The 9963-nt window shown below is 55.7% G+C and carries 9 protein-coding genes and 1 other RNA gene; 2 read left to right on the forward strand and 8 right to left on the reverse strand.

The window, feature by feature from the left end; translation table 11 throughout:
- Positions 1-30: 30 nt before the first annotated feature.
- The 3 genes from CMO10_RS15670 to CMO10_RS15680 form a co-directional block, all read right to left on the reverse strand.
- The gene (locus CMO10_RS15670; protein ID WP_297024057.1) at positions 31-1986 is read right to left on the reverse strand and encodes a putative bifunctional diguanylate cyclase/phosphodiesterase; all 1956 of its coding nucleotides are present in this window, start codon (positions 1984-1986) and stop codon (positions 31-33) included.
- Between the two features lie 111 nt (positions 1987-2097).
- Positions 2098-2487 (reverse strand): TfoX/Sxy family protein, encoded by a 390-nt coding sequence (locus CMO10_RS15675; RefSeq protein ID WP_297024059.1) that lies wholly within the window; start codon positions 2485-2487, stop codon positions 2098-2100.
- The gene (locus CMO10_RS15680; RefSeq protein WP_297024061.1) at positions 2471-3175 is read right to left on the reverse strand and encodes a helix-turn-helix transcriptional regulator; all 705 of its coding nucleotides are present in this window, start codon (positions 3173-3175) and stop codon (positions 2471-2473) included. The genes CMO10_RS15675 and CMO10_RS15680 overlap by 17 nt, the downstream gene beginning before the upstream one ends.
- Before the next feature lie 124 nt (positions 3176-3299).
- On the opposite strand from CMO10_RS15680, the gene CMO10_RS15685 reads away from it, so the two are divergent.
- On the forward strand, positions 3300-3737 hold the full coding sequence (locus tag CMO10_RS15685) for a VOC family protein (RefSeq protein ID WP_297024063.1): 438 nt from the start codon (positions 3300-3302) through the stop codon (positions 3735-3737).
- A gap of 67 nt (positions 3738-3804) precedes the next feature.
- On the opposite strand, the gene CMO10_RS15690 is transcribed toward CMO10_RS15685, so the two are convergent.
- A complete protein-coding gene (locus CMO10_RS15690) occupies positions 3805-4437 on the reverse strand; it encodes an alpha/beta family hydrolase (RefSeq protein WP_297024065.1) in 633 nt (210 codons plus the stop codon).
- Positions 4438-4668: 231 nt separating this feature from the next.
- Here CMO10_RS15690 and CMO10_RS15695 point away from each other — a divergent pair, with 231 nt between their 5' ends.
- Entirely contained in the window at positions 4669-5793 is a 1125-nt protein-coding gene (locus tag CMO10_RS15695) for an AbrB family transcriptional regulator (protein ID WP_297024066.1), read from the forward strand.
- Between the two features lie 11 nt (positions 5794-5804).
- Here the strand turns inward: CMO10_RS15695 and CMO10_RS15700 are convergent, their stop codons facing one another.
- From CMO10_RS15700 to ssrA, 4 genes are all read right to left on the reverse strand, one after another.
- A complete protein-coding gene (locus tag CMO10_RS15700) occupies positions 5805-6725 on the reverse strand; it encodes a DMT family transporter (protein WP_044828325.1) in 921 nt (306 codons plus the stop codon).
- A gap of 176 nt (positions 6726-6901) precedes the next feature.
- Positions 6902-8518: a fumarate hydratase gene (locus tag CMO10_RS15705; protein WP_297024068.1), complete on the reverse strand. Its 1617-nt coding sequence runs from the start codon at positions 8516-8518 to the stop codon at positions 6902-6904.
- A gap of 180 nt (positions 8519-8698) precedes the next feature.
- Positions 8699-9238, reverse strand: a complete 540-nt coding sequence (locus CMO10_RS15710) for an SspB family protein (RefSeq protein WP_297024070.1) — start codon at positions 9236-9238, stop codon at positions 8699-8701.
- Positions 9239-9377: 139 nt separating this feature from the next.
- Positions 9378-9744: a transfer-messenger RNA gene (gene ssrA, locus CMO10_RS15715) on the reverse strand.
- Between the last annotated feature and the right edge of the window lie 219 nt (positions 9745-9963).

Here is a 9963-nt window from a genome sequence, read left to right on the forward strand (position 1 = left end):
TGGCGCATTTCAACTTGAGGATATTTGGGGTCAGGAGGGCTTTGTCCCCTCGCCCAGCGCATCAAGCTTCACTTCACGCTGGGGCATGGCAAAGAAATAGCCCTGCATCAATCGCCCGCCCAACGTGATCAGGGCATCGCGCTGGCATTCGGTCTCGATCCCTTCAAGCACGCAATCAATGCCAAGGTTCTGGCACATATCAATCACGGTCTTGACGATACGGCGGCTGCGTTCGTTATGGGAAAGCGGGGCGACGAAACTGCGATCGACCTTGAGCACATCGAATTCAAGCTCGTGAACATATCTGAGGCTCGAATAACCAATCCCGAAATCATCAAGGGCAATGCGTGCACCATGCTCGCGCAAATAACGGATGCTGGTTCGTGCCGCCTCAAAATCGCGCAGGAATGCGGTTTCCGTTACCTCAAAGGTCAAGCGTCCGGGGTCGATGTTGTGCGTTTTGATCTCGTCAATCAGCCACTCCACCGTGTCAGACAAAACGATATCGCGGGCCGAAAGGTTAAACGACACCGGCAGTTTTTCCGGCCAGTCCTGCATATCGACCATCAGTTTTTCAAATAACACCCGGGTCAGGAAGCTGACCTGACCGGTTTTTTCGGCAACCGGGAAAAACGTCCCCGGCGAGACCTGCCCCATCAGGACACTGTCCCACCGCGCCAGCGCTTCAAGCGAGCTGACCTCGCCCGATTGAATATCAAAAATCGGCTGGTAATGCAGGCTGAGCTCAGATGACAGGTCCGCCTTGCGAAGCGCCTGTTCGATCTGGGAGTCATGACAGATCAGGGTTTCGTGGTGGGCAGCGAACAAAACCGCCTCGCCGCGGGCGTTCTTCTTGGCGTGATAAAGCGCAAAGTCGGCCCGCTCGAACAAGCCATTCGGGCTGCGTGCCACCGCCGGATAGGTCGCAAAGCCAAGCGATGCAGATACCTGCACCGTCACACCATTCAACATGAACGGCCGATTAAGGTCATCACACAGCTTCTTGCCCAGCGCCATCAGCTTGAGTGCATCGTCATAGCCCTTAAGCAACAAGCCGAACTCGTCCCCGCCCAAGCGCGCCAGAAGCGTATCGGGTCCAACGATCTTGCGAAGCCGCTTGCCGGCCTGTTCCAACAATTCATCACCGGACGGATGGCCATGCACGTCATTAACCGGCTTGAACCCGTCAAGGTCGATCATCGCAACGGCGAATGTCTCTTTCTCCTTTGCGGCGTTCACCGTGTCTTCCAGAACGGAAAAGAAGGCACGCCGGTTGGATAGCCCGGTCAGCGGATCAACAAGTGCCAGAGCCTCGTTCTGGCGTGAAAGTTCGATCATCGCCTTGTGCTGAACTTCAAGGTCATTCTGGGTTTCGATCAGGCCGGAGAAATTGGCATAGAAGCTTCGGATGATCTGAATGATCATCACCGAAACCAGCGCCATATTCACCGCAATCGCAACATAGACCTCGTTCCCGCTTGATCCGAAAAAGACAACGAAAGTGCCCAGCACAATCGCCACCACAAGCATGGCCGCAGGCGGGAAGTTCACCAGACAGAAGATACAGCCAACAACCGTTATCGAAATGAAATAGGCAACGTGGCCGCGCTGAAAGGCATCGCCATAGCCAAACATCGTGATCGCCCACGCGGTAAATAGCACCGCGATCATCACGGCCAGAACCCGGATCCGCTTGAGATGCCTTATGCAGGCCTCGACATTGTCGACATCGACCTTTGCACGGTCCCAGGCAATGGCACGAAAAATACAAATCGCACCAAGAACAATCACCGAATGGATCGTCATCCAATCGGGGGCGGAGCCATAATGGGTGTAGGCAAGGGCGACTGCATTGGCCAGAAGCAGCATGTAAAGAACGGGGATCTGACGCGACAGCGCACTGACCTGCGCGCGAACCAGTTCCGGCTTGTCTGTGCGAATTTTAAGCGTATCGGCAAAACCTTGCCAGAAACTACCGGCTGCCACGTTTCAGAGACCTAATGCGTTCTTTATCCTTCAAAAATACTACACAGAAAATGTGCCCGGGAACATCCCTGTTTGTGCAGGGCACATAAAGATCGACCGAACGCATAAAACCTATGGCGTTTCACCATCAAAGGCCGTTTTTCGTTTGGCTTTCTTCGGTTTGTTTTTCGCGGCTTGCGCCCGATGCGCTACCCCAAGTGCCATTTGGGCAAACTCAAGCAGCTGATCCTCGTCATCAAGCCAATCACCGGGCACTTCGAAATAAGACAGCGTCATCGGCCTGCCCGACGGCACGGCAAACGGCGCCATCCCCATCGCATCAAAGCGGTCCTTGGTTTGCGCATCCCCCTTCAGATACACGACGTCATCATAAATGATCGCAAAGAACATCCCGTCGCAATAAAGCCCGAAGCCGCCAAACATCCGCTTTGGACGGATCACGCCCAATGGGGCGAGAAGTTCGGCGACCATCAGGACAAATTCGTTATCGACCGATGCCATTGAGTATCTCGCCCTCGACACCTTCGGAAATCAGATAATCACGAAGCGACCGTCCCGGAACCGGTCTGAAGCGTGAAGTGGATATATCCATCGCGGCAATACGATCAGCGCGGAAAACGCGAAAGGCTTCGCGCAACTCGCACCAGCAGGCCAAAAGCCACGTGCTGCCAAAAAACAGCATGCCCAATGGCCAGACCCGGCGGCGGGTATTGTCACCCTTGGCATCGGTGTAATCGATATCGATCAGAAACCGTTCGCGAATGGCACGTCTGAGGTCGGGCATCGAAATGGCGATCGGTTCCTGGGCGATTTCGGCCACCGCAATCGGCACACCGCCGACAAGTCCGCGAATTTTTTCCGGCAATACCGCCTCGATCTTGGTCAGGGCATCGCCCGCCGCACGCGCCATTTGCGGATCGGTCCAGCTTTGAACCATGCGCGCGGCAACGACAAGTGCCTCGATCTCGTCGGCATCAAACATCAATGGCGGCAGGTCATAGCCATCGCGCAGGATATATCCAACGCCCGCCTCCCCCTCGACCGGGACACCCGATGCGGCAAGGTCGCGAATATCGCGGTAAATGGTGCGTTCGGAAACTTCCAGTTCCTCGGCCAAGTCACATGCGCGGCACAGTTTCCGGCGGCGCAAGATTTGCACAAGGCGAAATAGTCGGTCGGCCCGTCTCATGATCACTCCTTCGTCATCCTGCCCCGAAAATTATCATACCGCTCCTGACAGGCTCCTGTCAGGAGGGATGTGCAACCATAACAAAACAGGGACAGGAATTACCCCCAACGTCAGGAGCATGACGATGAAAGTGACCAACGCCTATCAGATCATCATCACCGAAAAATTCACCCAAAGCCGCGCCTTCTATAAAAAGCTTGGTTTCACACCGGTCTTTGACGGTGACTGGTACTGCCAGCTTGTCTGGTCGACCGCACCATCGGTTCAGCTTGGCCTGATGAAACCGGGCCACGAAACCCAACCGCCCATCTTCCAGGCCGCCACCATCGGCGAGGGTACCGTTCTGACACTCGAAGTCGAAGAAGCCCGTGATGCAGCGGAAGAACTGCGCAACGCCGGTTTCGAATTCGCCGTCGATCTGCGTGATGAACCATGGGGGCAGCGTCACTTTGCCCTGCTTGACCCCAATGGCGTGCGTATCGATATCGCAAGCCCGACCGCCGAACTTTCCCCCGAATTCGCCCAGCAGTTCAAGGAAACCGGCGAAGGCGCAATGGTCTGATCCCCCTCGCGCCCCAAAGCCCCACGCACCTTAAATCAACGGCCCGTCACGATGGCGGGCCGTTTGTCTATGCAAGTGTCTTTGCAAACAGGGATATAGCCGCCGCCGCATCCGCAATGTTCTGGCTTTGGGTGCGTCCGGAGCTTTTGCGCGGCTTGAAATCATGTTCTCCGTCTTCAACCCAATGAAGCGTGATACGATCCGATAACTCATACCCTGCAATCTCGTCCGGTTTGCCAAACGGATCGCGCGTGCCATGGCAAATCAGGCTTGGCGTTTTAAGGGTCTTGAGATGCTCTGTGCGCAGGTTTTCGGGCTTGCCGGGCGGATGGAACGGATAGCCAAGGCAGGCGAGCCCTGCGACACCCAGATCATCCGCAACCATGCTGGCAATCCGCCCGCCCATGGACTTACCCCCGATGATCAGCTTTTCGGGTCTGCCAAGCTGGCGAACGACCTCGCCATAATACTCAATCAATACCGGCGCACGGTCCGGGCCGCGCTTTTTGCCATCAATCCGGCGTTTGGCCATATAGGGAAATTCAAACCGCGCAACGCGCAGGCCCGCCTTGGTCAATTCAGCCGCCATTTCGTTCATGAACGGGCTGTCCATCGCCGCCCCGGCCCCGTGGGCCAGAACGATGGTGTGATCGGCCTTTTCATCGCCATCAAACTGGAAAGTGATTGGATCGGTGCTCACAACAGGGTCCCTTTTGACTGCCGGATGTTTCCATCCGTCATACAGAACCTGCCGCCCCACTCCAAGTTCGATATGCCCATAATCGATTGGAACCATGCAAATACTCGCATCCAGCGCGCGACGCCGCTATACTGGCGTTCCCCACCATGGCACGCTCCACATGTGCCAAACGAATATCCAATCGCGCCACCCGCGATCAGATGCCTGACATTCACGACAAAGGCCCCAATCGTGTCCTCAGAACAAGATCCGTTACCGACAAATCCGCCCAAAGAACGGCTTGGCCGTCTTCCAAAACCGGTTCAGTGGCTTTTGCTGATTTCGGTTTCGGTAGTGTTTTCCGTACTGCTCCATCACTGGCAGGTTCCGGCATCCCTTCTGGTCGGACCGATGATCATTGGCATCCTGATGGGAACGAATGGGGCGACCATTGCCGCACCCAAGCCGCTTTACCTTGGTGCGCAAGCGGTACTCGGCGTGATGATTGGCGGATCAATGACGATCGGCATCCTGACATCCTTTGCCTCCGACTGGCCGATGATCCTTGGCATTACCGGCGTCACCCTTCTTGCCAGCAGTTTTCTGGGCTGGATCCTGTGCATCAAACAGGTCCTGCCGGGCACAGCTGGCATTTGGGGATCAACGCCGGGGGCTGCGTCCGCCATGGTGATCATGGCTGATGCCTTTGGCGCCGATGCCAGGCTTGTCGCCTTCATGCAATATGTCCGCGTCGTAATCGTGGTCGGCGTGGCATCAAGTGTCGCCAATTTCTGGGTCGATCCGGAAATGCTGGCCTCCATGGGACCACATGACTGGTTCCCGGCCTTTGACGGGTGGGTTTTTGCCATTACGCTTGGGCTGACGGTGGTCTGTTGTTACGTCGGGCAGATATCACGCCTGCCATCCGGACCGCTTCTGGTGCCGATCATTGTCACCATGATCCTGCATGTCAGTGGCGTTTTGGATGTGGTGTTGCCGGAATGGTTTCTGGGGCTGACCTACGCCATGATCGGCTGGGTGATCGGATTGAAATTTACCCCTCCGGTTCTGCGTCATGCAGCACATGCGCTTCCGAAAATCCTGCTCTCGATCTTTGTTCTGATCGGATTCTGTGCCGGGATTTCAGCGCTGCTGGTGGTGTTTATGGATGTCGATCCGCTTACTGCGTATCTCGCGACCAGCCCGGGCGGACTTGATTCGGTGGCGATTATCGCAGCCAGCACGAATGTCGATCTGTCCTTCATCCTTGTTCTGCAGGCGACACGCTTTTTCATGGTGCTGGCCTTCGGGCCACCACTTGCAAGGATGGTCGCCCGGCGCACCGCCCATCTGACGGGTCAGAACGCCGGGCAATAGGAAGTTTCGGCTTAGACCCGAATACGGCGAAACACGCCTGATGCGGTCATAACGCCAAGGATCACCAGAACCACGGCCAGAACCAGCGCAAGGTTGCCCGGCTCCGAAAGCAGCATCACCCCGCCAAGTGCAGTCAGGGCCGGTGTCATCGCGCCAAAGGCCGATGCGCCGGTCGATCCGATATGGCGCACGGCAAGGCCATAGGTAATCACGGCGACACAGCCCGCAAGCAACCCTTGGGCCGTCAGCAGCATCATGATGTCGCCCACCGGGGCATCGCCAATCGTGGTGCCGGTAAACAGCGCAATGATCGCCATCGCAACAAATGACCAGAACCCGACAAAGGATGCGGCTTCAAGCGCACCAAGGCCGCTTTGGCGCATCGCGTGGGTGTAACACGCCCACATGAAGGCCCCGGCCGAAACAAGGCCATAACCCATCAGCATGTCATCACTGATCACACCGGCTGGCTTAAGCGCCACAAGCGAAGCAACACCAATCACAACGGCGGCATAACCGATCATGCGGACCTTGCCTGGGCGTTCCCCAAACAGCAGGATCGCAATCAGAACCGCCCAAACCGCCATGACACCGGGTAAAAGAATGCCAACATGGCTTGCCGGGACGAATTGCAGGGCGCTTGCAACCATCAGGGTATAGAACGCGCCGGACCCGACGATCATCAAAAGACCGTTGGCCAATGAAAGGCCCTTGGGCCAAATGCCTTTTCTGATCCAGATCGGGGCAAGCAGAACAAAAGGCACAACAAAACGCATCAGACCAATATCAACAGCAGTAAAGCTTGATGTCATGGCATAGCGGGTGGCAATCAGCCAACCGGCCCAGATGCAAACCGTCGCAAGGGCGGCGGTCACACCAACCAGTCGGCTTTCCGTCGCACCGGTGGCAGAGAGCGCGGAAGTTTCAGACATAACAGGGTATCCAGTAAGGGTTTGATTTTGGGGCTATTGATCCTGAATTCCATCACGCATCTGCGAAGACGGCAACCCCTTTGACGTAGAGCCTGCTATGCGCCCCAGGATGCGCAACGAAAAACGGCGCAAGGTTTCCCCTGCGCCGTTTCGGTTTTAATCGCTGTGATTTCTGATCAGATGCCGAATTCGGCGAAGAAATCATTGCCCTTGTCATCAATGACGATGAAGGCCGGGAAGTCTTCGACTTCGATCTTCCAGACGGCTTCCATGCCAAGTTCCGGATACTCGTGAACTTCGACCTTCTTGATGCAATCCTGCGCCAGACGGGCTGCCGGACCACCGATGGAGCCAAGATAGAAGCCACCATATTTCTGGCAGGCATCCTTGACCGCCTTGGAACGGTTGCCCTTGGCCAACATGACGAACGAACCACCAGCGGCCTGGAACTGTTCGACATAGGCATCCATACGACCGGCCGTGGTCGGACCGAACGAACCGGACGGCATGCCTTCGGGCGTCTTGGCCGGGCCTGCATAATAGACCGGATGATTTTTAAGGTATTCCGGCATCTCTTCGCCGGCATCAAGGCGTTCCTTGATCTTGGCGTGTGCGATGTCGCGCGCCACAATCACAGTACCGGTCAGCGACAGACGGGTCTTGACCGGATATTGCGACAGCTGCTTGCGGATTTCATCCATCGGACGGTTGAGGTCAACCTTTACCACTTCGTCATCAAGATGCTCGTCGGTAACATGCGGAAGGTATTTCGCCGGATCGTGTTCGAGATCCTCGATAAAGATACCGTCCTTGTTGATCTTGCCGAGAATCTGACGGTCGGCAGAGCACGACACGCCCAGGCCAACCGGGCAGCTTGCCCCGTGACGCGGCAGACGGATCACACGCACATCGTGGCAGAAATACTTGCCACCGAACTGCGCGCCAATGCCCATTTCACGGGTCATCTCAAGGATCTTCTGTTCCCATTCAAGATCGCGATAGGCCTGACCATGATCACCGCCTTCGGTCGGCAGGTTATCGTAGTAACGGGCTGATGCCATTTTCACGGTCTTCAGGCACGCCTCAGCAGACGTACCACCGATGACAACCGCCAGATGGTAGGGCGGGCATGCCGAGGTGCCGAGCGTACGGATTTTCTCATCCAAAAACTTGCGCAGGCTTTCCGGGTTCAGAAGCGCCTTGGTCTGCTGGAACAGGAATGTCTTGTTGGCAGACCCGCCGCCCTTGGCCATGAACATGAATTTGTATTCATCGCCCTTGGTCGCATAGAGGTCAATCTGTGCCGGAAGGTTCGAGCCGGTGTTCTTTTCCTCGAACATGTTTTTCGGCGAAACCTGCGAGAAACGCAGATTGTGTTTCTGATAGGCCTGCCAGACGCCCTTCGACAGGGCTTCTTCATCGGAACCATCGGTGATGACCTTGCCACCACGTTTGCCCATGATGATGGCAGTCCCCGTGTCCTGACACATCGGCAGAACGCCACCCGATGCGATGGAGGCGTTTTTCAAAAGATCCATCGCCACGAACTTGTCGTTGGCGGTCGCCTCTTCGTCATCAAGGATTTTGCGCAACTGTTCGAGGTGCCCCGGACGCAGCAGGTGCGAGCAATCAAAGAAAGCCTGAAGGGTCAGCTTTTCAATCGCCTCAGATTCGACTTTCAAATAGGTCTCGCCATTGACGTCAACGGTCGAAACGCCCTCGTCCCCGATCTTGCGGTAAGGGGTCGTGTCCTTACCCTGATCAAACATGGGTTTATAGACAAAATCACTCATGGGAAGGTTCTCGTCTCTCTCAAAAACAAGGTGGGTTTGTTCTTTGTGTGGCTGGTTTTAGCGCCAATCGTATCAAATTGCCACGATACATTAGCTTAAGACGCCAAACCCCGGACGCGGGAAACATCATTGGAGTTCAGGCAAAGAAAAAGGGTGGAATACATCCACCCTTAAAAACGCTTATTTCTTTCGGAACGCATCAAGTGCGATGACCTCGCCGGTTTCATTGGCATCCGGCTTGGGCTTTTTACGCGCCTTGGACGGTTCGGCGACCAGTGTCGGTGCACCCTCTTCGTCTTCGATCAGATCAGCATCAAGATCGTCATCTTCATCATAGTCGAAATCTTCGTCATCCATTTCTTCTTCGACGCTGAATGTCAGCATGAAGTTGGCAGACGGATCGACAAAGGCCAGCATCGCATCAAACGGCACAACAACCGTGGTCGGCATGCCATCAAAGCTCATACCCACCGAGAAGTGATCATCTTCGGATTTCAGATCCCAGAACCGGTGCTGCAGGACAACCGTGATGTTGTCGGGATGCGCCTTGCGCTGACTTTCAGGCAGGGCCACACCGGGATGGTTGGTCTGGAAGGTGATGTAATAGTGATGCTCTCCGAAAAGGCCCTCTTCGGCAACGCGCGCGAGGATGTCTTTCACCACACCGCGCAGCGCCTGGTCGACCATAAGATCGTAACGGAATTCTTCCGGTTCTTGCATCAGTAATCCTGTGTCTGGCGAAACCACCGGGGATCTCCGGCGCGTTCCGTCATTGTCATATGGCATCTTAGCGCACCAATTACAGCTTGGCGCGTTTGATAATGACTCTATTCATAACGAAGCGGGAAAGAAATACAAGAGTGGGGCGTTCTGTTGCTAGGTGCCCCGTCCCCCACCAAATTACCGCTCCCGGCAACCGGAATTTCGCTTTGGTGCTAGTACCGCTTAGGCGGCAGCAGCAACCGGAGCATTGTTGTCGTTTGCATTTACAAACATTGGCCCGATGCGGTGGTACCATGCCGAGCGCCCACATTGACTTTTACTGCTCACGTCGATCCTATTTCGGCCCCACGAAGATTGCCTGAGTCGGACAACCGATAAATTTGGTGGAGCCGCCGGGTACCGCCCCCGGGTCCGTAAAGCCTATTCTGTCACGCAGTTTAGCGCCGTAGCCGGGTTGCCCCGACAGCCCCTATATAGGGCAAATGGTCCCCGTTTCACAAGGGGAATCGGGAAATCTTTTTTTGATTTTCGCGGGAACATTTCGCGACCTTACGGATTTTAATCAGGCTTTCACACGAGACCCCGCACTGCTTGCCGAGGCGTTCCGACCTGACTATGCTGCGACGAAAGCGATTCCAAAAATGCAAGGACCAGCATGCAGCAATATCTCGATCTGATGCGTTTGGTGCGCGACACCGGCACGCGCAAGGAAGACCGGACCG

This window comes from Thalassospira sp. (genome assembly GCF_002709775.1).
GTDB lineage: Bacteria > Pseudomonadota > Alphaproteobacteria > Rhodospirillales > Thalassospiraceae > Thalassospira.

Coding starts and splice junctions, on each gene's coding strand:
- CMO10_RS15675 (WP_297024059.1), bottom strand. CDS start 2,487: ATGGCATCGGTCGATAACGAATTTGTCCTGATGGTCGCCGAACTTCTC.
- CMO10_RS15680 (WP_297024061.1), bottom strand. CDS start 3,175: ATGAGACGGGCCGACCGACTATTTCGCCTTGTGCAAATCTTGCGCCGC.
- CMO10_RS15685 (WP_297024063.1), top strand. CDS start 3,300: ATGAAAGTGACCAACGCCTATCAGATCATCATCACCGAAAAATTCACC.
- CMO10_RS15700 (WP_044828325.1), bottom strand. CDS start 6,725: ATGTCTGAAACTTCCGCGCTCTCTGCCACCGGTGCGACGGAAAGCCGA.
- CMO10_RS15705 (WP_297024068.1), bottom strand. CDS start 8,518: ATGAGTGATTTTGTCTATAAACCCATGTTTGATCAGGGTAAGGACACG.
- CMO10_RS15710 (WP_297024070.1), bottom strand. CDS start 9,238: ATGCAAGAACCGGAAGAATTCCGTTACGATCTTATGGTCGACCAGGCG.